32 protein-coding genes are annotated in these 26,382 nt (G+C 69.5%); 11 read left to right on the plus strand and 21 right to left on the minus strand.

Features of this window, described 5'->3' with window-relative positions; all coding sequences use genetic code 11:
• Window positions 1-114: 114 nt before the first annotated feature.
• From QWJ90_RS06320 to rplS, 15 genes are all read right to left on the minus strand, one after another.
• Window positions 115-1,035 (minus strand): toll/interleukin-1 receptor domain-containing protein, encoded by a 921-nt coding sequence (locus tag QWJ90_RS06320; RefSeq protein ID WP_290106848.1) that lies wholly within the window; start codon window positions 1,033-1,035, stop codon window positions 115-117.
• 9 nt (window positions 1,036-1,044) lie between these two features.
• Window positions 1,045-1,719, minus strand: coding sequence for a recombinase family protein (locus QWJ90_RS06325; protein ID WP_290106849.1), 675 nt, complete (start codon window positions 1,717-1,719; stop codon window positions 1,045-1,047).
• Window positions 1,720-2,176: 457 nt separating this feature from the next.
• The gene (locus tag QWJ90_RS06330) at window positions 2,177-2,749 is read right to left on the minus strand and encodes a hypothetical protein (RefSeq protein ID WP_290106850.1); all 573 of its coding nucleotides are present in this window, start codon (window positions 2,747-2,749) and stop codon (window positions 2,177-2,179) included.
• 9 nt (window positions 2,750-2,758) lie between these two features.
• Entirely contained in the window at window positions 2,759-3,040 is a 282-nt protein-coding gene (locus tag QWJ90_RS14870; protein WP_354670421.1) for a WhiB family transcriptional regulator, read from the minus strand.
• Between the two features lie 207 nt (window positions 3,041-3,247).
• Window positions 3,248-5,137, minus strand: coding sequence for an AAA family ATPase (locus QWJ90_RS06335; protein ID WP_290106851.1), 1,890 nt, complete (start codon window positions 5,135-5,137; stop codon window positions 3,248-3,250).
• A complete protein-coding gene (locus tag QWJ90_RS06340; protein WP_290106852.1) occupies window positions 5,134-5,430 on the minus strand; it encodes a hypothetical protein in 297 nt (98 codons plus the stop codon). The genes QWJ90_RS06335 and QWJ90_RS06340 overlap by 4 nt, the downstream gene beginning before the upstream one ends.
• A complete protein-coding gene (locus QWJ90_RS06345; RefSeq protein WP_290106853.1) occupies window positions 5,427-5,642 on the minus strand; it encodes a hypothetical protein in 216 nt (71 codons plus the stop codon). The genes QWJ90_RS06340 and QWJ90_RS06345 overlap by 4 nt, the downstream gene beginning before the upstream one ends.
• A gap of 134 nt (window positions 5,643-5,776) precedes the next feature.
• Window positions 5,777-6,067, minus strand: a complete 291-nt coding sequence (locus QWJ90_RS06350; RefSeq protein WP_290106854.1) for a hypothetical protein — start codon at window positions 6,065-6,067, stop codon at window positions 5,777-5,779.
• Window positions 6,068-6,228: 161 nt separating this feature from the next.
• The gene (locus QWJ90_RS06355; RefSeq protein ID WP_290106855.1) at window positions 6,229-7,692 is read right to left on the minus strand and encodes a recombinase family protein; all 1,464 of its coding nucleotides are present in this window, start codon (window positions 7,690-7,692) and stop codon (window positions 6,229-6,231) included.
• The gene (locus QWJ90_RS06360; RefSeq protein WP_290106856.1) at window positions 7,625-7,960 is read right to left on the minus strand and encodes a magnesium chelatase domain-containing protein; all 336 of its coding nucleotides are present in this window, start codon (window positions 7,958-7,960) and stop codon (window positions 7,625-7,627) included. Before QWJ90_RS06360 ends, QWJ90_RS06355 begins: the two co-directional genes overlap by 68 nt.
• The gene (locus QWJ90_RS06365) at window positions 7,957-8,319 is read right to left on the minus strand and encodes a YraN family protein (RefSeq protein ID WP_290106857.1); all 363 of its coding nucleotides are present in this window, start codon (window positions 8,317-8,319) and stop codon (window positions 7,957-7,959) included. The genes QWJ90_RS06360 and QWJ90_RS06365 overlap by 4 nt, the downstream gene beginning before the upstream one ends.
• A 120-nt stretch (window positions 8,320-8,439) precedes the next feature.
• The gene (locus tag QWJ90_RS06370) at window positions 8,440-8,766 is read right to left on the minus strand and encodes a DUF2469 family protein (protein ID WP_156241436.1); all 327 of its coding nucleotides are present in this window, start codon (window positions 8,764-8,766) and stop codon (window positions 8,440-8,442) included.
• 51 nt (window positions 8,767-8,817) lie between these two features.
• Window positions 8,818-9,477 (minus strand): ribonuclease HII, encoded by a 660-nt coding sequence (locus QWJ90_RS06375; RefSeq protein WP_290106858.1) that lies wholly within the window; start codon window positions 9,475-9,477, stop codon window positions 8,818-8,820.
• A complete protein-coding gene (gene lepB / locus QWJ90_RS06380) occupies window positions 9,474-10,241 on the minus strand; it encodes a signal peptidase I (protein ID WP_290106859.1) in 768 nt (255 codons plus the stop codon). Before lepB ends, QWJ90_RS06375 begins: the two co-directional genes overlap by 4 nt.
• 110 nt (window positions 10,242-10,351) lie before the next feature.
• Complete coding sequence (rplS, locus tag QWJ90_RS06385; RefSeq protein ID WP_156241442.1) at window positions 10,352-10,702, minus strand: 50S ribosomal protein L19; 351 nt, start codon at window positions 10,700-10,702, stop codon at window positions 10,352-10,354.
• 228 nt (window positions 10,703-10,930) lie between these two features.
• On the opposite strand from rplS, the gene map reads away from it, so the two are divergent.
• Window positions 10,931-11,707, plus strand: coding sequence for a type I methionyl aminopeptidase (gene map / locus QWJ90_RS06390; RefSeq protein ID WP_290106860.1), 777 nt, complete (start codon window positions 10,931-10,933; stop codon window positions 11,705-11,707).
• A gap of 11 nt (window positions 11,708-11,718) precedes the next feature.
• Window positions 11,719-12,414, plus strand: coding sequence for a sirohydrochlorin chelatase (locus tag QWJ90_RS06395; protein WP_290106861.1), 696 nt, complete (start codon window positions 11,719-11,721; stop codon window positions 12,412-12,414).
• A 7-nt stretch (window positions 12,415-12,421) separates the two neighbouring features.
• Here QWJ90_RS06395 and trmD read toward each other — a convergent pair whose 3' ends face one another.
• Genes trmD through rpsP form a run of 4 tightly spaced genes read right to left on the minus strand, consistent with a single transcriptional unit; the run spans window position 12,422 to window position 14,403 of the window.
• Window positions 12,422-13,120, minus strand: a complete 699-nt coding sequence (gene trmD, locus QWJ90_RS06400; protein WP_290106863.1) for a tRNA (guanosine(37)-N1)-methyltransferase TrmD — start codon at window positions 13,118-13,120, stop codon at window positions 12,422-12,424.
• Window positions 13,121-13,151: 31 nt separating this feature from the next.
• A complete protein-coding gene (gene rimM, locus QWJ90_RS06405) occupies window positions 13,152-13,766 on the minus strand; it encodes a ribosome maturation factor RimM (RefSeq protein WP_290106864.1) in 615 nt (204 codons plus the stop codon).
• A complete protein-coding gene (locus QWJ90_RS06410) occupies window positions 13,766-13,996 on the minus strand; it encodes an RNA-binding protein (protein ID WP_156241452.1) in 231 nt (76 codons plus the stop codon). Before QWJ90_RS06410 ends, rimM begins: the two co-directional genes overlap by 1 nt.
• 2 nt (window positions 13,997-13,998) lie before the next feature.
• A complete protein-coding gene (gene rpsP / locus QWJ90_RS06415) occupies window positions 13,999-14,403 on the minus strand; it encodes a 30S ribosomal protein S16 (protein WP_290106865.1) in 405 nt (134 codons plus the stop codon).
• A gap of 187 nt (window positions 14,404-14,590) precedes the next feature.
• Here rpsP and QWJ90_RS06420 point away from each other — a divergent pair, with 187 nt between their 5' ends.
• The 6 genes from QWJ90_RS06420 (at window position 14,591) to QWJ90_RS06445 (ending at window position 20,673) form a co-directional block, all read left to right on the plus strand.
• Window positions 14,591-15,739: a glutamate--cysteine ligase gene (locus QWJ90_RS06420; protein WP_290106866.1), complete on the plus strand. Its 1,149-nt coding sequence runs from the start codon at window positions 14,591-14,593 to the stop codon at window positions 15,737-15,739.
• 106 nt (window positions 15,740-15,845) lie between these two features.
• Window positions 15,846-16,874 carry an iron-siderophore ABC transporter substrate-binding protein gene (locus tag QWJ90_RS06425; RefSeq protein WP_290106867.1) on the plus strand — a complete coding sequence of 343 codons (1,029 nt, stop codon included), beginning with the start codon at window positions 15,846-15,848 and terminating at the stop codon, window positions 16,872-16,874.
• Window positions 16,871-17,890: a FecCD family ABC transporter permease gene (locus tag QWJ90_RS06430; RefSeq protein ID WP_290106868.1), complete on the plus strand. Its 1,020-nt coding sequence runs from the start codon at window positions 16,871-16,873 to the stop codon at window positions 17,888-17,890. Before QWJ90_RS06425 ends, QWJ90_RS06430 begins: the two co-directional genes overlap by 4 nt.
• A complete protein-coding gene (locus QWJ90_RS06435) occupies window positions 17,890-18,945 on the plus strand; it encodes a FecCD family ABC transporter permease (RefSeq protein WP_290106869.1) in 1,056 nt (351 codons plus the stop codon). The genes QWJ90_RS06430 and QWJ90_RS06435 overlap by 1 nt, the downstream gene beginning before the upstream one ends.
• Window positions 18,942-19,775, plus strand: a complete 834-nt coding sequence (locus QWJ90_RS06440; RefSeq protein ID WP_290106870.1) for an ABC transporter ATP-binding protein — start codon at window positions 18,942-18,944, stop codon at window positions 19,773-19,775. Before QWJ90_RS06435 ends, QWJ90_RS06440 begins: the two co-directional genes overlap by 4 nt.
• Before the next feature lies 1 nt (window position 19,776).
• Window positions 19,777-20,673, plus strand: a complete 897-nt coding sequence (locus QWJ90_RS06445; RefSeq protein WP_290106871.1) for a siderophore-interacting protein — start codon at window positions 19,777-19,779, stop codon at window positions 20,671-20,673.
• Window positions 20,674-20,675: 2 nt separating this feature from the next.
• On the opposite strand, the gene QWJ90_RS06450 is transcribed toward QWJ90_RS06445, so the two are convergent.
• Window positions 20,676-21,644: a sugar-binding transcriptional regulator gene (locus tag QWJ90_RS06450; RefSeq protein ID WP_290106872.1), complete on the minus strand. Its 969-nt coding sequence runs from the start codon at window positions 21,642-21,644 to the stop codon at window positions 20,676-20,678.
• A 106-nt stretch (window positions 21,645-21,750) separates the two neighbouring features.
• Between QWJ90_RS06450 and QWJ90_RS06455 the strand changes: the two genes are divergently transcribed.
• From QWJ90_RS06455 to glpK, 3 genes are all read left to right on the plus strand, one after another.
• Entirely contained in the window at window positions 21,751-23,457 is a 1,707-nt protein-coding gene (locus QWJ90_RS06455) for a glycerol-3-phosphate dehydrogenase/oxidase (protein WP_290106873.1), read from the plus strand.
• 100 nt (window positions 23,458-23,557) lie between these two features.
• On the plus strand, window positions 23,558-24,313 hold the full coding sequence (locus QWJ90_RS06460; RefSeq protein ID WP_290106874.1) for an MIP/aquaporin family protein: 756 nt from the start codon (window positions 23,558-23,560) through the stop codon (window positions 24,311-24,313).
• A gap of 32 nt (window positions 24,314-24,345) precedes the next feature.
• Window positions 24,346-25,860, plus strand: a complete 1,515-nt coding sequence (glpK, locus tag QWJ90_RS06465) for a glycerol kinase GlpK (RefSeq protein ID WP_290106875.1) — start codon at window positions 24,346-24,348, stop codon at window positions 25,858-25,860.
• A gap of 60 nt (window positions 25,861-25,920) precedes the next feature.
• Here the strand turns inward: glpK and QWJ90_RS06470 are convergent, their stop codons facing one another.
• Window positions 25,921-26,331 (minus strand): VOC family protein, encoded by a 411-nt coding sequence (locus QWJ90_RS06470; RefSeq protein ID WP_290106876.1) that lies wholly within the window; start codon window positions 26,329-26,331, stop codon window positions 25,921-25,923.
• Window positions 26,332-26,382 lie beyond the last annotated feature (51 nt).

Here is a 26,382-nt window from a genome sequence, read left to right on the forward strand (position 1 = left end):
AATCGCCCCCTATGGCGAGTGTGTTCACACTATGACACAGCTGACGCCGAGCCCGGCATTCACTCACCCCCGCTCAAACCTTCGCGACCGCACCTACACGCGGTGACGTCCGGGTTAGAACGACGCGGGCTCAACTGGCTGCGCTGGGGGCCAAGGCTTGCCATGGCTGCGGTAGTACGGGGCGAGGGCCTGCCCGACGAGACCAGCACGCCCGACCTGGTCATTCGAGTGATATATCTCCGCCAACCTAGTCCACTGCTGAGGCGTCAATGTGTCAATCGTTGCGATACGTCTAGCGGTGGCGCCCGCGTCCATGTAGTTCTGCGCCCCACTCAGCGAAGAGAGAAGGCCGTCCACGATCTGATCGGAGAACTCAGGGATCCTACTGACCCATTCGAGTACGAGAGCCGCAACCTCGCGAGCGTTCATTTCGTTCCCCTGCGGCCATTGGGTACGACCAATGAACCCTGCGGGGTCAGCAGGGTACCGGATGACGTATCGAGGCACGCCACGTCCTAGCGCCCAGCCGACTTCCTGCTGGCACCAGGGGCTCGTTAGGAATTCGGGATGGACGAGCGCAACGAACGCCTGCATCGTCCGGAGCCCATGTTCGATCTGGTCCTGCCATGGCTGCTCGTACTCCATCGTGTCGTGCGCCACAAAGGCATGAATCCCGGAAACCGCCAGTTCGTCTGCTACCTGACCGACGAACGCCTTGTGATGCGCAGAGTGAGAGAGGAACACGCGCACATACCCGCTGTTCCACAACGACGATTCTGCGTCCTCGATCTGCCCCTGCGCTTCTGCGGGCGCAGCCCCGGTAACTATGGAATAGATCTCCAGCAGGTCCGCATCTGACACGTCTTTGATGCTGTCCTCGAAAGTGAAGTCGTCGCTGTTGAACCCGCCGAGCGGTTGGCAGCCATACTCGATCAGCAGCAGATTGACGCGACGAAAGTCCCAATCCCTGTCTGCGTCGATTACATCGACCAACTGACTCTTGAGGCTGAATCGTTCGCGGCGAGAAAGAGGCACGCGGAGATCCTATCGATGCCCGCGTTCAACGTCAGCCGCTCGCGGGCCGCTGAGGCGCTGCTGCGCTTTGGATACGGTGTTGACGGACCATGGCTTTCCCGTAGCGGTGGTGAGGCCTTCCGCGTTCAGTTTCGAAGCTGTGCCGGTGAGCGTGTGGCTGGCGCGCAGGGTCAGTAGACGGTCAGCCGTGGCCTGAGGTAGCACCGACACCCGCCCCACGTGCTTCCCTGCCCGCTTGGCTGCCTGCATGGCGGCAGAGGTGCGCTCGGCGATAACCTCGCGCTCCCACTCGGCTACCGACATCATCACATTGGCAACGAGCTTGCCGGTGGGGGTGCTGGTGTCCACCCCTAGGTCGATAGCCACGACGGCCCACTTTCGCGCAGTGGCCAGCTTAAGGATGCCCGAGAAGTCATGCACGCTGCGGCTCAGGCGGTCGAGCTTGGCCACTACGATGCCGCCAGCATCACGCGACTTGGGCAGGACGTGCAGCCGAGCCAGCGCGGCCTGTAGCTGCGGCCGCGCGAGTGACTTAGCCGATACCCCTTCATCCACGTACCAGAGCACGTTCCATCCGTGTGCGTCGGCATAACGCTGAATCGACTGCCGCTGGGCGTCCAGTCCGAGACCGCTGCTGGCTTGCTCCTCGGTGGACACCCGCAGGTAACCGATCATCGTGGTCATCGCTCGCCCTCGTCGCCGGTAGCTGTGATGGGTGCGGGGCAGTCCTCATCCAGCGGCGCGCCGGGCCACTCATCACGGGCAAGCTGATGGATAGCGTCATAGTGGCGGCGCTGTGCGGCGTTCATCTGGAGCCTCCCTGGCTTATCGAATATTTGCTCGAATGTGTGAACGTTAGCTACAAGGGGACCCTTTGGGCAACTATTTGCTCAATGATCCGGCTGCGCATAGTGCAATGTGATGAAGTGTCCGCGGCCATGATCGGGGGCGACTGCTCCGCATCCGTCGGCGGCTGCCTCTGTGAGCCGTCTCGGCGGGCTCACAGGGCCTGGCTAGCCCAGGCATGCCAGAGCGGCCCCCTCGAGGTGCGAGAGAGCCGCCCTGGTGCTGAGGCGACGAGTCCCAGCGCTTGGGGTGGGTATAGAAAGCGACGAAAGTCGCTCGCCCTGTCAGCGGGAGATCATTCGACCGGGTCGGCGTAGGTGATCTGGTTGCTCAGGTTGAAGGCCGCGCCGCTGGTGTTCGCCTCGACGAAGGCGAGCGCCGCCGCGGTGTCGGCCGTCTCCGGGTACGCGGCCTTCCACGTCTCGACCACGCCGGACATCCCCGTGTGGGTTGCGCGGATGCCGATGGCGTGCGCCAGAGTCTCATCCCCGTTGGCGATGGCGTCCTGCAGCACGTCCACTGCCTCCTGCTGGTCGATGATCTTGCGCACGCGGTCGGCAGCGTCGCGGCGCAGCAGGATGTTGCTGGCGTCCATTGGCTGGTTGCCGCGGAGTTGCTTCTCAAGGGTGGACTTCAGACCGTTGACGTGGGCGTCCTGATCGGCCTTGAGGTTGTCGAGCTTGTTCCGGGTCTCGACCCTCAGTGCGTCGGCCTTACCGCGCTTGGCCAGGTCCGACGTCATCGGATCATCGAGGATCGCCTTGCGGGCCTTAGCGTGCGCCTCCTTCACCTGCGCGGCGCTCTCCTTGAAGCCGTTCAGCGCGGGGAGAAGGCTCGACTCGATGGCTGCGGTGGTCATCTTGGGCATGGTGCTTCCTTACTTTCGTGAGTGCCGGGAACCGCCCGGCGCGGTGGTCTTGGTCGCTCGCTTGCGCTTCGGGCTGCGGTCGGCCCCGGCCCAGAAGCCTGAGTCGACCTTCGCCGCGGCTGCGTACGAGCCGCATAGATCAGCGATGGGACACGTGGCGCAGACGACCGCGCATGTCGCTCGCTGTTCGTCCGTTAGCTCGTCGGCGGTGAACAGCACTCGTCCGTCGCACGGCGGCGTGTAGTCGTGAAGAACCGCGTTCAGCGCGTCCCACGCTGCGTCAGCGTTCACCGCGGACCTCCTCCTGCGGCGTGCGCGATGAGTCCATACAGCCTTGAGACTTTTTCTCGGCGGCTCGGAAGGTAACGCCTCGCGCGTAGGGTGCCCCGGCGTTACGTGTGTTACCTCTGTTGCCTTCGCGAGAGAGGCAGGTAACAGAGGTAACGCTCCGGGGGTCTACGCGTGAGACTGTTACCGTCGCCGCGCAGCGCAGAGGAATCACTTCCCCTCCCGTTTCGCGCGCTCGGCGCGAAGGTCGACGCCGGCGAGCGCGTGATACGTCCCGCGGGCCTCCTTCACGATCTGCCCGGCATTCGCCGCGCGATTGAGATAGACCTTCACCTTGCTTCCCGCCGCGCCGACTGCTTCGGCTACTTCGCCCGTGGTCAGCGCGACGCGCGAGCTGTTCACGTAGTGCACGATGTCCTGCATCAGCCCGCTGCGTGTTCCGGTGAGTTCAGCCGCCTTAGCAAGCAGGTCGTGAGCAGTGGTCTCAGACCGGCGGAGGTTGATCACGCGCCCGGTCTTAATGTCCTCGCCCCGGGCGTTCTGATAGACAACGGTCTCCGTCTCGAACGAGAACGACAGCCGCGCTCCGGTGTAGTTGCCCTTCTCAACGGTGGCGAACCGCACGTCGGTGTCTTCGTCCTTCACAACGAGGATGTGCGACCGGGATGCGTCCCGCCAGGCGTGCGAGCCCGACAGCTTCTCAGCCGCATTACCAACGCCCTTTTTGTGGTGGTGGACTGCGATCACTGCCACGTTGAGCTCGGTCGCCAGATCGCGAATGGGGTCCAGCGCGGTGCGCACGTCCTTCAGCGAGTTCGGATCGCCCTCGACGTACGAGATGATCGGGTCGAGCACCAGCACCCGCGCGCCGGTTTCGATCAGCGCCTGCCGGATGTCGGCAAGGTCCTCCTGGATCTGCAACGCGGTGTCGCGGCCCTCGTTCGTGACGCTGATGACCTGGAGGCGTCCCGACGACAGGTCGGCGCCAGCAGCTCGCATTCGTGGCTTGAGCACCCGCCCGAGGTCGTCTTCACCGATCGCGGTCAGCACGGTAGCGGGTCCTTTGAGGTCGCCTTCGGCGGTGCCGTTCATGATCTGCGTCACCCACGCGGCGAGCAGGGTGCTCTTGCCGACGTCGGCGGCTCCGGACAGGATCGTCAGCGTTCCCAGCGGAATCACGTCCTGGATCACCCAGTAGATGGGCTCTTCGTCGACGTCGTTGAGGTCGATCAGATTAAGCTGCCGCGCCTTCGCTCTCGGGGCGGGCTTCGGCGGCTTCTCAGGCAACCTGCTCGCCTTCGCCCGCCGGTCGTCTTCGACCCGCGTGATTGCCTTGGCCCAGGCGCGGTCGAACGCGATCAGGAACTTCGGATCGGGAAAGTCGTTGGTGTACCGCGCCCGCGCGGCCTCGTACGCCTCACGGCGACCGTCGCCCCACACGAGCCCCGACACCAGCGGGGTTATCCGGTTGAGCAGGTCGCCGTTGTCGATGCCGTCCTCGGGGAACACGGTTGCCATCCGGCGCGCCCTGTCGGCCCGCGCCTTCTGCTTCGGGTCGGTGGCGGTGCCCGCGCCGTCGAGCCACGCTTCCAGGTCTGCCGCTTCGTAGTTCCAGCCGTCCTTCTTGTGGACCAGCGCCCACTCCGGAGCAGGTGCCAGCTTCGGGCGCGCGGCGAGTTCCGGTCCGTTGTACGCGACCATGCCGATGCCGCTGCGAATGTCCACGCCCGGCATGCCCTTGAGGTCGCGGTCGATGGTGAGCTGTACGCCCTGCGGCGCACGGAAGACGTGGTGCTTCCCGTGGCCACTGCGGCTGGTGTAACTAAACGTCCGCGGAAGACCGAGGCCCGTCGCCTTGAGACTCGCGAAGCCGTCCTTCCCGTGCTTCCGATCCAGGTCTACGACGACGATGCCCGACCGCCCGCAGTGGACGCCGATGCGCTGGCGCGGGTCGTCGGACCACCACGCGCGGATCTGCTTCGGGGACCGTGATGCGCCCCTGTCCCAGCCGAACCCCTTGAGGAACGTGCCGCTCACCGTCAGCGGGAACACGTACCACCCGACCCGCCCGAGGCTGAGCGCGATGTCGAGGTTGCTCACTGCTCGCCCTCGTCATCGTCCTCAATCACCAGATGCATGCGCAGTGGCTTGTCCGGCCCGAAGCGGTACACGTCGGGGTAGAGGTCGCTGAGCAGACGGCCATTGAATGTCTCGCTCAGCGCGCGCCTCATGCTGCCGAGGTCCGGGAACGAGTGCATCTCGAGTTCAGGATTCTCGCGGGTGCCCTTCAGCGTGGCGTACCCGTAGGGGCGCTCGGGGTCAAGCCCAATCACCACGGCCTCAACTGCCTGCGACAGGTGCTGGTGGTACACGCTGATGTTGATGTCGCTCACCGGATACCCCCACGCAGCAGGGCGCTCAAGCGCTTGACCTGATTCGGGGTGAGCGGCGGGGCCTTATCTAGATTGCGCTGGATCGCCTCAGCGATCTTCGCTTCGGCCAGATCGCGGCGTCCCTTGGCTTCGCGCTCGGGGTCGGCGGTGCGCGGGCCGACCATGATGTCGGACCGCGCCTTATGTACGGTCGGGGATTCGGAGGAAGACAACGGAAAGGCTCCTACAGCGGGCGGCGCGCAAGCGCGCCTGTCGTGGAGGTTCCCGCTGAGGAGCCTGATGTCTTTTCAGTTAGAAGCCGACTTACCCGTCAGTGCGGGTCGTGAAGACCGAGTAGGTGGAGGCGTTAGCCGAGGGTGATTTCCGACTCTCCCTTGGCGCGGGCCGCGTCCAGGAGTGAGTGTAGCCGTTCCTGCGTGACCTCCGCGCCGCACGGGAACTTGTACCGAAGATGTATCTCGCCGTCCGCGTGCTCTTCTGAATCTTCCCAAATGAGTGCGAATTCCTCACCGAGGGTTGGCTTGTAACTCGGCAACGGCTTCCACGCACCGTTCACCCTGTCGGTGAATCGCGACAGAAGGCGCGCGTCGTGATCGTGCCCTGAAGCGCGGCAGACGATATTGACTGTGAATGCCATGTACGCTATTATGCCCGGTCCGACTTGCCTAGCAGCTATCTGGCCGTAATGCGGCGTGTTTGGCTCTGTGCCGTATCGGGGCACCGGAGTCGGTGGTAAGCACCGAGACGGCCCTTACGACGGGCGAGGACGGCCACAGAGCCAGCCGCCGGGAGTTGGGCTTAGTGCCGGGCCTTCGGCGTAACGGTCACGCGGCGCATACCGTGCCCGCTGCCCTTGCCGCCCGGCGCGACCGTGATATCGAGCTTGGCCCGGACTACTTCGCGCCGGGTGTCGGCTGGAAGCGCGTCCCACGTGTCGCGGATGGCGCTGCCGCGCGCCTCGTCATCTGCAGGGGCGTCCAGCAAGATGTCGCGCACGGCGTCTTGCAGGGCGGACACAACGTCAGCCGCACTACGCCGGGACAGCGCCTCGGACAGCTCAGCGTCTGCAACTTCGTGCTCCTTCGCCAGCGTGGCGATGCGCGACGCCAGGTGGACGCGATCAGCACCCGGCAGCAGGTACAGGTCTTGCGCGGCTCGGCGCTCGTCCTCAATCCGGCTCAGCTCTGCGCGCGCCTTGATCACATCGGCGGCCTCGGGTGTCGAATCGACCTCGCCCCGCAGAGCGTCCGCGATGAGCGCTGCCATCACTTCCAACACGATGCCCTCTTCAACGGCGCTCGCGACGATCTGCGCGTGTCGGCCCTCGCGCTTGGCCCCGGTCTTCGCAGCAAGCCGCAGCACCCGACAGGCGTAAGCCGGTGACCCGATCCCACCCGACCACGACGTGCCCACCAGCATCGGCGCGCCGCAGGTGCAGGCCATCACGCCGGAAAGCCACCTCTCCCCCGATGCAGGACCGTGCTGCGCACGGGTCCGGTCGCTCAGCAGCGCGCCGACCGCCTCCCAGGTTTCCATATCCACGATAGGCACGATCTGGCTCTCGGGCTGGCGCTCCCCGCGCACGACCAGAATGCCCGCGTTGCGCTCGCGGAGCAGCGCCCGCCGCACCTCGGTCCCGGTCCAGGCGTTGCCGCGCGCCGTCGTCACTCGGGCCTCGTTCCATGCGCGGGTGAGCGAGCGGATGGTGCCACCGCGCAACACGTGCGAATAGCCCTCGCGTAGGAGGTCCGCCTCGATCGAGTGCGGGGTGATGCCGTCAATCTCATATCCGAACACCCGCGGCCGACCGTGCGGCTGACCCTTCGCCGCGCGCTGCTCGCTGGCGCGCCGCTGGCGTTCGGTCTTCCGGCGGACCTCGAACCGGGCGATGGCTGCCAGCATGGTGGCCCGGAACTCACCGTCAGCCGTCGTCAGGTCAATCTCGCCGTCCACCGTAACCACGCGCACGCCCAGTTCGATGAGCTTGGCGAGGTCCTGGATACTCCGCACCAGCCGGTCAACGTCCACCCCGACGACGACCTGAACCTTGCCAGCCTTGATGTCACCTAGCAGCGCGTTCCACCGGGTGCCAGAGCCGCGCTCGGAGGAAGCCGACGTGGCATCATCGGCGTAGTCGCCCACCAGCGTCCAATTGCGCGCCGCGATCAGGGCGTGCGTGCGGGCTAGTCCCCGCTCAATCCCCTCGGGGGCGCGCCGCGATTGCCGTACGTAGGCGGCAGCGAGGTATGACTGAAAGGACATGCCACAAGCATACTTTCGCCAGGTCGAAGCCGGTTCCCTGCTTGGGCAATCCTGCCGGCGACAGGTTCACAGTGAGCCGCCGATACGGCAGCGGCAGCCCGCTGTTCTCGCAGGCGTTGCCGACCCGCCGCGCCGCCTCGCCCAGTGCCCGATCGGCGAGGCCGATGATGCGGATGTCCGGCTGGTGCGCGGTGACGTCGGCCTCCACCTCCACCACCTCGCCGCGCAGGCCGGTGAGCGCGACCGCCCAGGTGCGAGCGACGCTCATCGCAGGTCCTCGAGATGCTCCAGCACGCCGCAGCGCGGATCGGGGCCGACGATGCCCACGGCATCGACATGCAGGCTGCGCCGGTCGAGCGCCCCGGGATGCGCCTGCGCCCACGTCGCCGCGAGGCGCCACAGCCGCTTGAGCTTGCGTGCATCGACGGCCTCGAACGGATGGCCGTAGCCGGTTCCCGAGCGCGTCTTCACCTCGACGACGGCGAGGCGCTCCCCTCGGCACGCGACGATGTCGATCTCACCGGCAGCGCAGCGCCAGTTGCGGTCGAGGATCTCGTATCCCTCGGACGCGAGGTATCGCGCCGCGCGCTCCTCACCGGCTCGACCCAGCTCGTCTTTGCGTGCCATGACGGCAGACTGCCCGGCCGCCTGGCCCCGCGGCGGACGCCTCCCTCATCCGTGGATGGGGTGCGGCGCGGCGCACCCCTGTGCAGACGGCGAAGCGCGAACCAGCGCCGCCGCGGAAGACTACTGGCCGTCGATGGAGAGCTCGTCGGGCAGCTCGAAGTCGCGCCGCGAGAGCTCCTCGATGTTGACGTCCTTGAACGTCAGCACGCGCACCGACTTCACGAACCGGTCAGACCGGTAGATGTCCCAGACCCAGACGTCCTTCATCGTGAGCTCGAAGTAGAAGTCGGTCTCGGTGTCGTGACGCACGACGTCGACCTCGTTGGCCAGGTAGAAGCGCCGCTCGGTCTCGATCACGAACTGGAACTGGGAGACCACGTCCCGGTACTCGCGGAACAGCGCCAGCTCGAGTTCGCGGTCGTAATCCTCGAAGACATCGTCATCCATGGTCATCCCATCCTAGGCGTTCGCCGCGACGTCCCGCGTCGACGGCGGCGCTCAGAAGAGGGCGGGCGCGTCGGCGATCGCCCAGGAGTGACGGTGGTGCGTGCTCAGGCCATGATCTCGGATGGCCGAACGGTGCGTCGCGCTCGCGTAGCCCTTGTTGCTCGCCCACTCGTACGCGGGCGCGTCGTCGTGCAGCCGCACCATGAGGTCGTCGCGGGCGACCTTCGCGAGCACGGATGCCGCCGCCAGCGACGCGCAGTCCCGGTCGCCCTTGATGACCGTGCGAACGTCGAGTCCGCCTCCGCGCACCGGGCTGATGTAGTCGTGGTTGCCGTCGAGCAGCACGACGCCGGCAGCGGGCGCGTAGCCCTGCGCCTCGAGGGCCGCCAGCGCGCGCACCGCCGCGAGCCCGAGCGCGCGGATGATGCCGACCTCGTCCACCTCGGCGGCGGTGGCCCAGCCCAGTGCGCTCGCTCGCACCCACGCGGCGGCTCGCTGAGCCACGTCCGCCCGGCGCCCTGCCGGCACGAGCTTCGAGTCGCGCAGGCCGTCGGGCACTGGCGACGCGACGGCTTGAGCGTCCACGACGGAGGCTCCGATGGTGACCGGGCCCGCCAGCGCGCCGCGGCCGACCTCGTCCAGTCCGAACACGAGGGGCCTCTCCGTCAGCAGCGCGCGCTCCTGATCGAGAGTGGGGGCGGCGACGGTCATCGTGCCGCGCTCGCCTTCTGCTCCTCGCGCTCCTCCTCGTGCTCGGGGATGCCGCGGAACACCTCGTGATGGCCGTCGATGAGCCCGAAGCGCTCGAGCGGCCAGGTGGTGAGGAACACGCGGCCGACGACGTTCTCCAGCGGCACGAAGCCCCCGCCCGGCTGGTCCATGTTGAAGCGGGCGTCCCGGGAGTTGTCGCGGTTGTCGCCGAGCACCCAGAGCGCGCCATCCGGCACCTGCACGTCGAACGGCTCGTTCGACGCTGCGGTGTCTCCCACCGGCAGTTTGAGATAGTCCAGCTCGTCTACGGCGACGCCGTTGACGGAGATTTGGCCGAGCGCGTTGCAGCACTCCACGTGGTCACCGGGCATGCCGACGATGCGCTTGACGAGGTGGTCGTCGGAGTCGCCCGCGGAGAGGCCCACGGTCGTCAGCAGGTGGTCGACGGCCTCGACGATCGGCGCGCGCGGCGCGGGAGCGGACTGCCCTTCGAGCCATCCGCCCGGGTCCTCGAAGACGACGATGTCTCCGCGCTCGTATCCCGTCCACATCGGCGTGAGCTCGTCGACGAGGATGCGGTCGTCGACCTGCAGCGTGTTCTCCATCGACCCGGAGGGGATGAAGAACGACCGGACGACGAACGTCTTGATGAGGAACGACACCACGAGCGCGATGACCACGATGAGGGCGATGTCGCGCAGGAAGGTGAGGAATCCGCGTCCGCGCCGCGTCGGCCGCGCCGCGGTCGTGATGTCGGTGGTCATGGGGTCCTTCGCATCCGCGCCGCCGCGTTGCGGAGGCGTCGATCCAGGTTCTCACGAACGCAGACACCCCGTGCCGAGGGGCACGGGGTGTCTGCGCGAAGAGGTCGCGATCAGCGGCTCTCGCGCTTCTCCTTGATCTTCGCCTTCTTGCCGCGCAGCTCGCGCAGGTAGTACAGCTTCGCGCGACGGACGTCACCGCGGGTGACGACCTCGATGCGGTCGAGGACGGGCGAGTGCACGGGGAACGTGCGCTCCACGCCGACCTGGAAGCTGATCTTGCGGACCGTGAAGGTCTCGCGCACACCGGATCCCTGGCGGCGGATGACGACGCCCTGGAACACCTGAACACGCGAGCGGTTGCCCTCGACGATGTTCACGTGCACCTTGACGGTGTCACCGGGGCCGAACGCGGGGACGTCCGAGCGGAGCGAGGCCGCGTCGACGGCGTCGAGAATGTGCATGACGGTTCTCTTCCTGCGGCCGCCTCAGGTCGACCGCCTTCGAAAATGGGGTATCGCGTGTGCGGTGGGATCCGGTTGCGGACCCTCGGCTCCCCTGTGGCAGAGCGCGAAACGCGCGCGCCGACAGGCGCGGGCGTCACAGCACGACTCTCCATTGTCGCACACCGACATCGGCCATCCGTCACGCTGGTGCGGGAGAGAATGGAGGTCCGACTGGAAGGACACCCCATGATCGAACTGCGCACCCCGGCCGAGATCGAGCAGATGCGCCCGGCCGGCCGGTTCGTCGCCGAGACCCTTGCCACCCTGAAGGACGAGACGCGCGTGGGCACGAACCTGCTGGCGATCGACCGCCGAGCGCACGAGCTCATCCGTCGCGCAGGCGCCGAGTCGTGCTACATCGACTACCACCCGTCCTTCGGCGCCAGCCCGTTCGGCAAGGTCATCTGCACCTCCATCAACGACGCGGTCCTCCACGGCCTCCCCCACGACTACGCGCTGCGCGACGGCGACCTCGTCACGCTCGACTTCGCCGTCGCCATCGACGGCTGGGTGGCGGACTCCGCGGTCTCGTTCGTCGTCGGCACGCCGCGCGACGAGGACCTGAAGCTCATCGACACCACGGAGCGGGCCCTGGACGCGGCGATCGCCGTCGCCACGGTCGGCAACCGCATCGGCGACATCTCGGCCGCCATCGCCGCCGTCGCTCACGGCGAGCGTCTGTCGATCAACACGGACTTCGGCGGGCACGGCGTCGGCCGCGTCATGCACGGCGACCCGCACGTGCCGAACGACGGCCGCCCGGGCCGCGGCTTCCCGTTGAAGCCGGGCCTCGTCATCGCGATCGAGCCGTGGTTCCTGCAGACGACCGATGAGCTGGTGACCGACCCGGATGGCTGGACGCTGCGCAGCGTCGACGGCTCGCGCGGTGCGCACAGCGAGCACACCATCGCCATCACCGAGGACGGGCCCGTCGTCCTCACCGACCGGTCGCACCTGTCCTGAGGACTGCTCCGATGACGACCCTCATCGCCTGCTCGCACGGGACCCGCTTCGAGGAGGGGCGCACAACCATCCGCGCGCTCGTCGAGGAGGTGCGCGCGCTCCTTCCCGGCGTGCGCGTCGAGCAGGCGTTCGTCGACGTCGAGCAGCCCGAGGTCGCGGATGTCGTCGCTCGCGCGGCGGCCGACGGGCCGGCGGTCGTCGTCCCGCTGCTGCTGTCGACCGGGTTCCACACCGAGGTGGATGTCGCGCGGGCCGCGCGTCCGTTCCCTCACGTCGTGCAGGCGCCGCCCCTCGGGCCGCACGATCTGCTCGCCGAGGTGCTCGCCTCGCGCCTGGCCGAGGCCGACGCGGGCGCTCACGAGGGCGACCACGTCGTGCTCGCCGCGGCCGGCTCGAGCAAGCCGGAGGCCGCGCTCGATGTCGAGGAGGTCGCCGTGCGTCTGCGGCGCCTGATCTCCGCCCCGGTGTCGGTCGGCTACGCGGCCGGCGCGGAGCCGCGCATCCCCGATGCCATCGCCGCCGCTCGTGCCGCCGGCGCGGAGCGCGTCGTCGCCGCGAGCTACGTCCTCGCGCCGGGATTCTTCGCCGACGTCGTGCGCGATGCGGGGGCGGATGTCGTCACCGCGCCTCTCGGCGCCGATCGCCGCGTCGCCGAGATCGTCGCGGAACGCTATCGCGCGGGCGTCGCGCAGCTCGCGCGCGCTTGACGCGCGCTCAGCTCTCGCCGCGCAGGTCCTCGGGAAGCAGGTCAGGACGCAACCGCCGCGTGCGCTCGAGGCTCTGCTCGCGGCGCCACCTCTCGACGGCCCCGTGGTTGCCGCTGAGCAGCACGGGCGGCACGACGTGCCCGCGCCAGGAGGCCGGCTTGGTGTAGATCGGGTACTCGAGGAGCCCGATCTCGTGGGACTCCTCGACGAGGCTGTCGGGGTTGCCGACGACGCCGGGCACGAGCCGCGCGACGGCCTCGATCATCGCCATCGCCGCGACCTCGCCCCCGTTGAGCACGTAGTCCCCCAGGCTCAGGAGACGCACACGGCCGCGCGCCGCGTAGTGGTCGACGACCCGCTGGTCGATCCCCTCGTAGCGGCCGCAGGCGAAGACGATCTGGCTCTCGTCGGCGAGCTCGCGCGCGACGCGCTGCGTGAACCGCTCCCCCGCCGGGGACGGCACGATGAGCACCGCGTCCTCGCCGAGCACGGCGTCGAGCGTCTCGCCCCACGGCTCAGGCTTCATCACCATGCCGGCGCCGCCGCCGTACGGCGTGTCGTCGACGGTCCGGTGCCTGTCGTGGGCCGCGTCGCGCAGGTCGTGCACGCGCACGTCGAGGAGCCCGCGGTCGCGCGCCTTCCCGATGAGGGAGACGTCCAGCACGTCGAAGAACGCCGGGAAGATGGTGACGATGTCGACGCGCATCCCTCCAGTCTAGAAGAGGGATGGCCCGGCTTCAGTCGGCGGCGGAGGCCTCCGTGTCGGCGAGGGCGTCGTCGACGGGAGCGGCTTCATCCTCGGGCTCGTCGTCGAGCTCCTCGAAGAGTCCGGTGGGCGGGGTGACGATCACGCGCTCCGCAGCGATGTCGACCTCGGGCACGATGGCCGAGACGAACGGCACCATGACCTCCCGCTCCCCCGACTTCACGATGAGGAGGTCCTGAGCGGGCAGGTGGTCCACGCGCACGACGTGCCCGACCGAGACGCCGTCGCGCACGACGTCGAGGCCCACGAGCTGGTGGTCGTACCAGGCGTCGGGTTCGGGCTGCTCGGCGGCGTCGTCCTGGTCGATCCACAGGATGGCGCGCACGAGGCTCTCTGCCTCGTCGCGGTCGTCGACGCCCTCGAAGAAGACCACGGGCGCCGCGTTCATCCAGCGGAACTCCCGCACGACGATGGACTGGCCGTGCCACTTCGACTGCTCGGGCACCTGCAGGGCGAACGACGCTCCCGGGACGAAGCGTCCGTCGGGGTCGTCGGTGTACAGCTCCAGCTTGAGGGCGCCCTTCAGGCCGTGGGCCTTGAGGATGCGCCCGACGCGCAGCTGGTTCTTGGCGGTGCGGTCGGCCATCAGTCGTCCGCAACGTCGACGCGCACGCGTCGACCGTCGGCGAGAGCGCCGATCACGGTGCGAAGAGCCTTCGCGGTACGGCCGCCGCGCCCGATCACGCGCCCCCGGTCATCCGCGTGGACGTGCACTTCCAGCACGTCTCCTCGCGGTGATGAGGAGGCGACGATCCTCACGTCGTCGGGGTGATCGACGATCCCCTTGACGACGTGCTCGAGCGCGGCGGCCAGCACGATTACTCTGCCGACTCGGCGTCGGCCTCGGCGGCGGGAGCCGCCTCCGCCTTCTTCTCGGCCTTGGGCCGGACGACCGACTTCTTGGCGGAGTCGGGCGAGTACGCGGCCTTCTCCTCGCGGGTCTTCAGGGTGCTCTTGGCGTCCTTGTCGCCGGTGTGCTTGCCCCAGTCGCCGGTGATCTTGAGGATGGCGGCCACCTGCTCGGTGGGCTGGGCGCCCACGGACAGCCAGTACTGCGCGCGCTCGGAGTCGACCTCGATGAACGAGGGCTCCTCGGTCGGGTGGTACTTGCCGATCTCCTCGATCACACGACCATCGCGCTTGGTGCGCGAGTCGGCGACGACGATGCGGTAGTAGGGCGCACGGATCTTGCCCAGGCGCTTGAGACGGATCTTGACAGCCACGATTCTCCTGTGTGGTGAAGAGGGATCGAACGTCGCCCTGCGCGTGGGGTGCACGCTGGCGGAAGCTCTGAGGGTGGACCGATGCTGGATAGAGGGTCGAGCAGGCGGTCCGACCCTCCATTCTGCCAGATGACACACCCATAAGCGAACCGTCCGCCGCGCGAGTCCCGTGTGGAAGGCTGTGCGAATGACGCTGCGCTTCGCCCAGTCCGCCCGCTCGTCCGTCGGAGTGGAGTGGGAGATCATGCTCGCCGACCGCGCAAGCGGCGAGCTCGTGGGCCGCGGCCCGGAGATCATCGACGCGCTCGCGGCGTCCACGGCCGACGAGCGCTTCACCGTCACCGGCGAGCTCCTGACGAACACCATCGAGATCACGAGCGGCGTCGGGGCGACGGCCGCGGAGGCGCTCGCCGACATCGCCGGCGCCGTCGAGGTCGTGCGCGCGAGGGCCGAGCCGCTCGGCGTCGCCCTGCTCTCGGCGGGCAGCCATCCATTCGCGCAGTGGTACGACCAGTCCGTGACGGACAAGACGCGATATCACTCCCTCATCGAGCGCACCCAGTGGTGGGGCCGCAACATGATGATCTGGGGCGTGCACGTGCACGTGGGCGTCGAGGACGTCGCCAAGGTCATGCCGATCGTCGGGGCGCTGACGACCTTCCTGCCGCACATCCAGGCGCTGTCGGCATCCAGCCCGTTCTGGGCGGGCGAGCGCACCGGATACGCGTCGAATCGCGCGCTGGTCTTCCAGCAGCTGCCCACCGCCGGCCTCCCCTGGCCGCTGACGACGTGGGAGGAGTTCGAGGGATACGTCGACGACATGACCCGCGCGCAGATCGTCGCCGACGAGACCGAGGTGCGCTGGGACATCCGCCCCGCCCCGCGCTGGGGGACGGTGGAGATCCGCGTCTGCGACGGCCTCTCGACGGCCGCAGAGCTCGCGGCGATCACCGCCCTCATCCAGACCCTCGTGGAGGGCTTCTCCCGCGAGCTCGACGCCGGCCGCACGCTCGCACCGCTGCCCGCCTGGTACGTGCGCGAGAACAAGTGGCGTGCCGCGCGCTACGGGCTCGACGCGGACGTCATCGTCGGCGCCGACGGCGCGCAGCGGCCGGTGCGCGAGCATCTGGCGGAGACGCTCGAGCGCCTGACCCCGGTGGCGGACGATCTCGGATGCGCGTCGGAGTTCGCGGGAGCGGCAGCCATCCTCGCCACGGGGACGAGCGGTGAGCGGCAGTCGGCGGTCGCCGACCTGTCGGGAGGCGATCTGCGCGCGGTGGTGACGCACCTGATCGCGGAGTTCGAAGCGGGGCGCGCGCTGCCGCCGCGCACCTGATCAGCGACCTCTCGAGGCGATCCGGTTCTGGATGGCGGCGGCGTTAGGGTAGCCTAAGCTCACTACCGACGCCGAGGCGCACGCGCCTCACGATGAAAGGCCATCCGTGCACACCACGCGCGCTCTCGCGTTCGTCGCGACCCTCTCCGCCGCCGCCGCCCTCACCGCGTGCTCCGGCTCCGCTGAGCCCGAGCAGGCCGCCGCAGACGGCGCCCCCGCCGGCGCGTTCCCCGTCACGATCGAGCACGCCCTCGGCAGCACCACGATCGAGAGCGCGCCGACGCGCGTCGCGACCGTCGGCTGGGGCAACCACGACGTCGCGCTCGCGCTCGGCATCGCCCCCGTCGGCGCCGACGACCAGACCTGGTCGATGGACGGCAGCGACGGCCTGGGCCTGTACGAGTGGTCGCTCGACGCGTACGAGGAGCTCGGGGCCGAGGAGCCGGTGATCTTCGACACCGCCGACGGCGTGGACTTCGAGGCGATCGCCGACACCGCGCCCGACGTCATCCTGGCGGGCTACTCCGGCCTCACGGCGGAGGAGTACGCCACCCTCAGCGAGATCGCTCCGACGGTGGCCTACCCAGACGTGCCCTGGTACACACCGTGGCGCGACGCCATCCGCATCGACGCCGAGGCACTGGGGATGGCGGAAGAGGGCGAGGCGCTCGTCGACGATCTCGACACGCAGATCGCCGATGCGACCGCCGAGGCGTCCTTCGCGGGCAAGACCGCCGCGTTCTTCTACATGACGGCCTCCGACCTCTCGACGATCTCCATCTACGCGGTCGACGACTCGCGCACCGCGCTGCTCGGCGACCTCGGCTTCGACATGCCGTCGGCGGCGACCGAGGCCAGCGAGAGCGGCGCGTTCTACGCCGATATCAGCGCGGAGAACGCCGACCAGCTCGACGACGTCGACGTCATCGTCGCCTACGGCGGGGACGACCTGCTGCCCGCCCTGCAGGCCGACGAGCTGTGGAGCACGGTGCCCGCGGTTCAGAACGGCGCGGTCGTCGCGATGGGCACGGGCGACGCGCTGAGCGGCTCCGTGACTCCCACCGCGCTGTCGATCCCCTGGATGCTCGACGACTACGTCGCCCTCCTCGACGACGCGGCGGCGAAGGCGGAGTGACCGCCGCCGCGACCGCGAGCCGCGGACTCCTCATCGCCGCGGGCGTGGCCGCGGTCGCGATCGCGACCGCGCTCTCACTCGCATTCGGATCGCGGACGGTGACGCCCGCAGAGATCACGGAGGGCCTGTCCGCGTGGCTGCGGGGAGAGGTGGCGTCTCAGATCGGCGCCATCGCCGTGCAGCAGCGCATCCCGCGCACCGTGCTCGCGCTCGCCGCCGGAGCCGCACTCGCCCTGTCCGGCGCGCTCATGCAGGCGGTCACCCGCAACCCGATCGCCGACCCCGGCATCCTCGGCGTCAACATGGGCGCGGCGCTCTTCGTCGTGTGCGGGATCGCCTTCCTCGGGATCACCTCTCCCTTCCAGTATCTCGGGCTCGCGCTCGCCGGCGCCGCGCTCGCCGCGCTGTTCGTGTACGTCGTGGGCTCCATCGGCGCCGGCGGCTCCACGCCCATCAAGCTCGCGCTCGCGGGCGCGGCGACGAGTGCCGCGCTCTCGTCGCTCGTGAGCGCTGTGCTCCTGCCCCGAGTGGCCGCGATGAACGAGTTCCGCTTCTGGCAGGTCGGCGGCGTCGGCGGCGCCGACTGGAGCACGATGGCCATCGTCGCGCCGCTCCTCGCGAGTGCCGCCCTCGTCGCCTTCCTGTGCGCCCCCGGCCTCAACGCGCTCGCGCTCGGCGACGACGTCGCGGTGGGTCTCGGCGTGCGCGTCGGGCGCACCCGCGCGGTGGCGGCCACCGCGGGCGTCGTCCTCTGCGCGGCCGTCACCGCGGTCGCGGGGCCCATCGCCTTCGTCGGACTCATGGTGCCGCACGTCGTCCGGCTCCTCTCGGGCCCCGATCAGCGCTGGCTCCTGCCGCTCTCCGCCCTCGGCGGGGCCGTGCTCCTCGCCGTGGCCGACACCATCGGACGCGTGATCGGCACCCCGGGCGAGGTGGAGGCCGGCATCGTCACCGCGTTCGTCGGCGCGCCGGTCCTCGTCGTCATCGCCCGCCGCACGCGCATGAGGGCGCTGTGATGACCGCGCTCCTCGCCTCCGCTCCCCCCGCTCCCGTCGACGCGCTGCGCGCCGGCCGTCGTCGCCGCACCCGCCGGCGCGCGCTCGCGATCGCCGTGCTCGCCGTGCTGCTGATCGCCCTGCTCGCGGCGATGCTCATGCTCGGCCGCACGATCTACCCCGTCTCCGACGTCGTCGCGGTGCTCGCGGGCCGGGATGTCCCCGGTGCGTCGTTCACGGTCGGCACGCTGCGCGTCCCGCGCGCTCTGACCGGTGCGCTGGCAGGCATCGCCTTCGGCGCTGCGGGCAGCACCTTCCAGACCATGCTCCGCAATCCGCTCGCGAGCCCCGACGTCATCGGCATCACATCGGGCGCCAGCGCGGCCGCGGTCGTCGCGCTCGTCGTCCTGCACTGGTCGGGCGCCGCCACCACGCTCCTGGCGCTCGTGGTCGGCATCGCCACCGCGTCCGCGATCTACGCGGCCGCGCGGGGCGGCGAGTCCACCGGCGGACGGCTCATCCTGATCGGCATCGGGATCGGCGCGATGCTCGACGCCGTCGTGTCGTACGTCATCTCCCGCGCAGCCGAATGGGACGTCGCGGTGGCCATGCGCTGGCTGACGGGGAGCCTCAACGGCGCTCGCATGGCCGACCTCGCCCCGCTCGCGGTCGCCGTGGCCGTGCTCGTCCCCGTCGTGCTCCTGCTCTCACGGGATCTGCGCGCGCTCGAGCTCGGCGACGCCTCCGCGACCGCGCTCGGCGTGCGCGTCGACCGGTCGCGGGTGCTGCTCATCGTCGCGGCCGTGGCACTGGCCTGCTTCGCCACCGCCACCACCGGCCCGATCGCCTTTGTCGCGTTCCTCGCCGGGCCCATCGCCTCGCGCCTGGTGGGCCCCGGGACCTCGCTGGTCGTCCCCGCCGCCCTCACCGGCGCCTGCCTCGTCCTCGCGGCCGACCTCATCGGGCAGTTCGCCTTCGACACGGCATTCCCCGTCGGCGTCATCACCGGCATCCTCGGGGCGCCGTACCTGCTCTTCCTCCTCATCCGCACGAGCCGTCAGGGAGGCTCCTCATGACCGTGTCGCACACCCTCGAGACGAGCGGGCTGGTCGCCGGCTACGGCGCGACGACGATCGTCGACGGCGTCGACCTCGTCGTCCCGACCGGCCGCATCAGCGTGATCGTGGGCGCGAACGCCTGCGGCAAGTCGACGCTGCTGAAGACGATCTCGCGCCTGCTCGCCCCGCGCTCCGGCACGGTGCTCCTCGACGGCCGCCGGATCGACCAGCTCCCCACGCGCGAGCTGGCACGGACCCTCGGCCTGCTGCCGCAGCAGCCGATCGCCCCGGAGGGGATCGCCGTCGCCGACCTCGTCGGGCGGGGGCGCCATCCGCATCAGAAGCTCTTCCGCTCATGGTCGACGCAGGACGAGATCGCCGTCGCGGAGGCCCTCGAGGTCACCGGTGTCGCCGACCTCGCCGACCGTTCCGTCGACGAGCTCTCCGGCGGTCAGCGGCAGCGCGTGTGGATCGCGATGGCGCTCGCGCAGGAGACCGACGTGCTGCTCCTCGACGAGCCGACCACCTTCCTCGACGTGACGCACCAGGTCGAGGTGCTCGACCTCCTCACCGACCTCAATCGCCGCCGCGGCACGACGATCGTCATGGTCCTGCATGACATCAACCTGGCCGCGCGCTACGCCGACCACCTGTTCGCGCTTCGCAAGGGGCGCCTCGTCGCCGACGGCGCGCCATCCGACGTCGTCACGCGCGAGCTGATCGCCGAGGTGTTCGACCTCGACGCGATGGTCATCCCCGATCCCGTCTCCGGCACCCCCCTGGTGCTGCCGCGCGGGCGCCATCATGTGCTGACCTCCCCCACCCGCACCGTCCCCGCAGGAGCCTGAGATGCCCGAGATGGAGTTCTTCCGCGTCGCCGTGGCGCGCATCGTCGACCTCACCCCCAGCTTCCGCCGCTTCACGTTCACGGGTGAGCAGCTGCACCGCTACGGCGACCCGGGCTTCGATCAGCGCATCAAGGTCGTCTTCCCTGCGCCGACCGCGGACCTCGACGCCATGCCCACGGGCGACGACTGGTACGCGCGCTGGCGCGAGCTGCCGCAGGACCGCCGTCCGCCCTTCCGCACGTACACCACCCGCGCGGTGCGCCGCGAGGCACGCGAGATCGACGTGGACATGGTCGCGCATGAGGTCTCGGGGCCGGCATCGGCCTGGATCCAGACCGCGCAGGTGGGCGACGAGCTGCTCGTCTTGGCGCCCACGGTGGACTGCACGGGCGTGAGCTACGGGGTGGACTTCGTGCCGCCCGCCCAGGTGGAGCAGGTGCTCCTCGCCGGGGACGAGACCGCCGCCCCCGCCATCGCCGTCATCCTCGAGCAGCTGCCCCTCACGGCGCAGGGCGTCGTCGTGCTCGAGGTGCCCGATGAGCGGGACGCGGCCTACCTCCCCGAGCACCCGGGCTTCCGGGTGCACGTCGCCGGGCGCGGGTCGCGGGAGCGGCACGAGCACCTCGTGCAGACCGTGAAGGATGTCGCCCCCGTGCTGTGCGCGCCGGGGCGCGGCTCCGAGGTGGAGGAGATCGACATCGACGCCGACGTCCTGTGGGAGGTCCCCCGCACCGGCAAGGGCGGTGCCGCGCTTCGGAGCGCGCCGCTCTACGCGTGGCTCGCCGGTGAGAGCGCCGGGATCAAGAGCCTGCGCCGGCACCTCGTCAGCGAGCACGGCGTCGACCGCAGGGCGGTCGCGTTCATGGGCTACTGGCGGCTCGGTCGAGCCGAAGGCTGACGTCAGAGCGTCTCGACGAGGCGCTCGGCGAGCGTCTCGTCGAGGACGACATCGGTGACGAGCCCGGCCGTGAGCGCCGCGCGCAGGCTGGCGAGCTTGTGCGCGCCGGCCACCACGCACACGCGGCGCGGCACCCGCCGCAGCCGGTCGAGATCGGGCCCCGTCGCGCGCGCGTTCAGCCGCACGTCGCGCCACGTCCCGTCGGCGCGGAAGAACACCGTCGCGACGTCGCCGATGACACGGTCCTCCGTGAGGCTGCGGTAGTCGTCCCGATCGAGGTAGCCGCCGACGTACACCCGGCTCGGCACCTCGGCCGACGGCGAGCCGAGGCTGAACAGCGCCACATCCATCCGCCCCTGCACGTCGAGGACGCGACGCGTGCTGCGCTCGCGCCACATCGCCTCGCGGGTGGCGGGGTCGTCGAAGAACGCGGGCACCGGGAACTGCTGCAGCTTCGCCCCGAAGGCGTCGCCGAAGCGCTGCAGCACCTCGCTGGAGTAGTCCACGCCGGTCGTCTGCGTGTTCCCCGCGCCGTTCAACTGCACGATCGTGGTGCCGTGCGTCTCCTTCTGCGGCAGGTAGCGGCTCACGGCCGTCAGCGTCGACCCCCAGGCGACGCCCACGACCATGTTGGAGTCGACGAACTGCGCGAACAGCCGCGCGGCGGTCATCGCCACCCGCTCGAGCCGATCGACCTCGCTCACGCTCGACGGCACCGGCACCACGTGCGCGGCGACGTGGAAGCGCTCGCGCACCCGCTGCTCGAGGAACCCGCCGCGCTCGAGAGGAGAGGTGATCCGGATGTCCACAAGGCCCGTCTCGCGCGCGTGGCTCAGCAGTCGGGAGACGGACGAGCGCGACGTGCCGAGCTCTCGCGCGATCGCCTCCATGGTCCGGTCCTGCATGTAGTAGAGCTGGGCGGCCTTGAGCGCCTGCTCGAGCTTGCCGTCGCGCGGTGCCTCCGCGTCCATGCTCCCGCCCCTTCTCGCCCCTCCCTGCACATATGTGCAGGAGCCTTGCGCGCATGTTCGGTTCGTTCCAGGCTAGACCCGAATCGCCACGAGAGGGAGGCAGGACATGACCGAGAACCAGTCCTCAGCCGAGCGCGCAGCCGTGCGCGAGATCCGCGAGAGCGCACGCACCAGCGTCCTCATCATCGGGGGCGGCATCAACGGCATCTCGACATTCCGCGACCTCGCCCTGCAGGGCATCGACGTCGTCCTCGTCGAACGCGGCGACTTCGCCTCCGGTGCCTCCTCGGCGTCCAGCCACATGATCCACGGCGGCATCCGCTACCTGGAGAACGGCGAGTTCCGACTCGTGCGCGAGTCGGTGCAGGAGCGCAACGGCCTGCTGCGCATCGCACCGCACTACGTGAAGCCGCTCGAGACGACCATCCCGATCTACTCGACGTTCTCGGGCATCCTCTCCGCGCCGCTGCGCTTCCTCACGCACCGCTCCGGCAAGCCGCAGGAGCGCGGCGCGGCGCTCATCAAGATCGGCCTCACGCTCTACGACACCTTCTCCCGTGACGGCGGCACCGTTCCACGGCACCGCTTCCTGGGGCGTCGCCGCTCGCTGCGCGAGCTCCCCGCGCTCGACCCGGACATCAAGTACACCGCGACGTACTACGACGCCTCCATGCACGACCCCGAGCGACTCGCGCTCGACGTGCTCCTCGACGGCGCCGCCGCGCATCCGGGCGCCCGCGCGCTGAACTATGTCGAGGCCGTCGGCCTGACCTCGGAGGGCGTGCTCCTGCGCGACCGGGAGACCGGAGCGGAGTTCCCGATCGCCGCTGACGTCGTCGTGAACGCCTCCGGGCCCTGGACCGACCTCACGAACTCGGCTCTCGGCACGGCGACCCGCTTCATGGGCGGCACCAAGGGCTCGCACATCGTCCTCGACCATCCGGAGCTGCTCGCCGCCACGAAGGGGCGCGAGATCTTCTTCGAGCACTCGGATGGCCGCATCGTGCTCATCTACCCCCTCAAGGGGCGCGTCCTCGTGGGCACGACCGACATCGACGCGGACCCGAGCAAGCCCGCCGTGTGCACAGAGGAGGAGGTCGACTACTTCTTCGACCTCATCCACCACGTGTTCCCGCGCATCGCGGTCGACCGCAGCCAGATCGTCTACCGGTTCGCGGGCATCCGGCCGCTGCCGCGACACGAGGACACCGCGCCCGGCTTCGTGTCGCGCGACTACCGCGTGGAGACCGACCGCTCGGGGGCGGTGCCCCTCGTGAGCCTCGTCGGCGGCAAGTGGACCACCTTCCGCGCCCTGGGAGAGTCGCTCTCCAACACCGTGCTCGACCTCCTCGGCCGCACCCGCACGGTGTCCACGGCCGGGCGGCCGATCGGCGGCGGACGCGACTTCCCGCGCGGCGACGCCGACCGGCGCGCCTGGATCGCCGCGCACCTGGTCGGCGCGGGCGACCGCGCCGAGCAGCTCCTCACCCGCTACGGCACCCGCGCCGCGGACGTGTGGGCGTTCATCGCCGACGGCGACGACGCTCCTCTGGTGGGCGGCGACGTCTCCACGCGCGAGCTGGCGTGGATGGTGCGCGAGGAGCACGTCGTGCACCTCGCCGACGTGGTGCTGCGCCGCACGAGCATCGCCTTCACAGGCGCCGCCGACGCCGATGTCCTCGACGAGCTGGCTCGCGCGCTGGCGCCCCTGCTCGGCTGGGACGAGGACAAGCGCGAGGCGGAGATCGAGCAGGCGCGCACGCTGCTGAACGACCTGCACGGTCTGGCCATCCCCGACCGCGCGCATCACTGACCGGGCCCTCCTCCGTCGAGACCTCGCCGGAGTCACCTCCGATCGCCCGCATCGCCGCGGCAGAGGGGCCGCGGCGCCCCAGAGAAAGGTCGATGAAGACATGGAAGATGTGAATCTCGGACTTTACTTCGTGTCCGAGCTGGTCGGCACCGCGATGCTGATCCTGCTCGGATGCGGTGTGGTGGCCAACGTGGTGCTCGCGAAGACGAAGGGCTTCGCCGGCGGCACGCTCATGGTGAACTGGGGATGGGGACTCGCGGTCTTCGCGGGCGTGCTGGTCGCCGCGTACTCCGGCGCCATCATCAACCCCGCCGTGGGCATCGGCCTGCTGATCGCCGGCAAGATCTCGTTCGTCATGTTCCTCGTCGCCCTGGCGGCGGAGCTCATCGGCGCGATCATCGGCGCCGTGCTCTGCTGGGCGGCGTACCGCCAGCACTTCGACGAGGAGGAGGACCCGGCCAACAAGCTCGGCGTCTTCTCGACCGGTCCGGCCATCCGGTCGTATGGGGACAACCTCGTCACCGAGATCATCGGCACGTTCGTGCTCGTCTTCGTCATCTTCGCCTTCGCCGACTACGGCGACATCGAGGTCGGCGTCCCCGGCGGCCTCGGCCCGCTGGCCGCGCTGCCCGTCACGCTCCTCGTCGTCGGCATCGGCGCGTCGCTCGGTGGCCCCACCGGGTACGCGATCAACCCAGCTCGCGACCTCGGCCCGCGCATCGCCCACGCCATCCTCCCCATCAAGGGCAAGGGCTCCAGCGACTGGGCCTACTCATGGGTTCCGGTCGTCGGGCCGCTCGTCGGCGGCGCGATCGCCGCGCTCCTCGCCCCCGCCCTCCTCAGCCTCGCCGCCTGACCCCGTAACGCGTTCAAAGGAGAAACACCACCATGGCCGAATACATCATCGCGATCGATCAGGGCACGACGTCCAGCCGTGCGATCGTCTTCGATCGGAAGGGGACCATCATCTCCACTGGTCAGAAGGAGCACGAGCAGATCTTCCCCAAGCCGGGATGGGTCGAGCACGACCCGATGGAGATCTGGCGCAACGTCCAGGAGGTCATCGGCCTCGCCCTGAGCCGCGGCGACCTCACTCGGCACGACATCGCCGCGGTCGGCATCACCAATCAGCGCGAGACCGCCGTCGTCTGGGACCGAAAGACCGGACGCCCCGTCTACAACGCGATCGTCTGGCAGGACACCCGCACGCAGCCGATCGTCGATCGCCTCGCCGGGGATCAGGGCGTCGACCGCTTCAAGGACATCGTGGGACTGCCGCTGGCGACGTACTTCTCGGGCACGAAGATCGCCTGGATCCTCGAGAACGTCGACGGTGCCAAGGAGAAGGCCGAGGCGGGCGACCTCGCGTTCGGGACCACCGACTCCTGGGTCCTCTGGAACCTCACCGGCGGGACGGATGGCGGTGTGCACGTCACCGACGTCACGAACGCCTCGCGCACCCTCTTCATGGACCTCGAGACGCTCGAGTGGCGCGACGACATCCTGTCCGAGTTCGGGGTGCCGCGCTCGATGATGCCGGAGATCCGCTCCTCCTCCGAGGTGTACGGGGCCGCCAAGAGCTCGTCGCTGCTGCGCGAGACGCCCATCGCGGGCATCCTCGGCGACCAGCAGGCCGCCACGTTCGGGCAGGTCGCGTTCCAGGCTGGCGAGAGCAAGAACACGTACGGCACCGGCAACTTCCTCATCTTCCAGACCGGAGAGGAGATCATCCGGTCGAAGAACGGGCTGCTCACCACGATCGGCTACAAGCTCGGCGACGGCCCGACGCACTACGCCCTCGAGGGCTCGATCGCCGTCACCGGCTCCCTCATCCAGTGGCTGCGCGACCAGCTCGGCATCATCTCCTCGGCACCCGAGGTGGAGAAGCTCGCCGCGCAGGTCGACGACAACGGCGGCGTCTACTTCGTGCCCGCGTTCTCCGGTCTGTTCGCCCCCTACTGGCGCCCGGATGCCCGCGGCGCGATCGTGGGGATGACGCGGTACGTGACGAAGGGGCACATCGCCCGCGCCGCGCTCGAGGCCGTCGCCTATCAGACGCGCGACGTGCTCGACGCGGTGAACGCCGACGCCGGTGTGGACCTCACCGAGCTGAAGGTCGACGGCGGCATGGTCGCGAACGACACCCTGATGCAGTTCCAGGCCGACGTGCTCGGCGTGCCGGTGGTGCGGCCCGTGGTCGCGGAGACCACCGCGCTGGGTGCCGCATACGCGGCCGGTCTCGCCGTCGGGTTCTGGTCGGGTCTCGACGACCTCACCGCGAACTGGCAGGAGGACCGCCGCTGGGAGCCCTCGATGGACGAGGAGGAGCGCGACCGGCTGCTCCGCCAGTGGCGCAAGGCCGTGACGAAGTCGATGGACTGGGTGGACGACGACGTGAGCTGATGCGCTGACGGGCGCTGACGCGGAGCGGGTCTCGGGATTCCGGGGCCCGCTCCGCCGTCGTCAGGGCAGGAGGCTCTCGCCGAGCGGCGAGGGATTCACCGCGACCTCCCACCGGAATCCGTCGGGGTCGACGAAGTAGCCCGAGTAGCCGCCCCATTCGCGCCACGAGGGCGGCTCGGTCCGCGCTCCGGCAGCGCGTGCGAGTGCGAGCACCGCGTCGACCTCGGCGGGCTCCCGCACGTTGTGCGCGAGTGTCACCGGCGGCGTGCCACCTGCCGCGACCGGGCCGATCTCGACCTCAGCGTGCGCATGGTCCCAGAGCGACAGCAGCAGCCGCTGCCCCACGCGGACCATCAGCACCTCGCCGGGGACGTCCACCTCGGGCGCCCAGCCGAGGCCATCCGCGTAGAAGCGCCGCGACGCCGCCACGTCGTCCACGATCAGGGTGATGAGGCTGACGCGCTGATCCACGACGACAGTGTGGCACCGGCGCCGCGGCGCCGCCACCCGTGCGAAGAGCGC

Source organism: Microbacterium oryzae (assembly GCF_030406385.1).
Lineage (GTDB): Bacteria > Actinomycetota > Actinomycetes > Actinomycetales > Microbacteriaceae > Microbacterium > Microbacterium oryzae_A.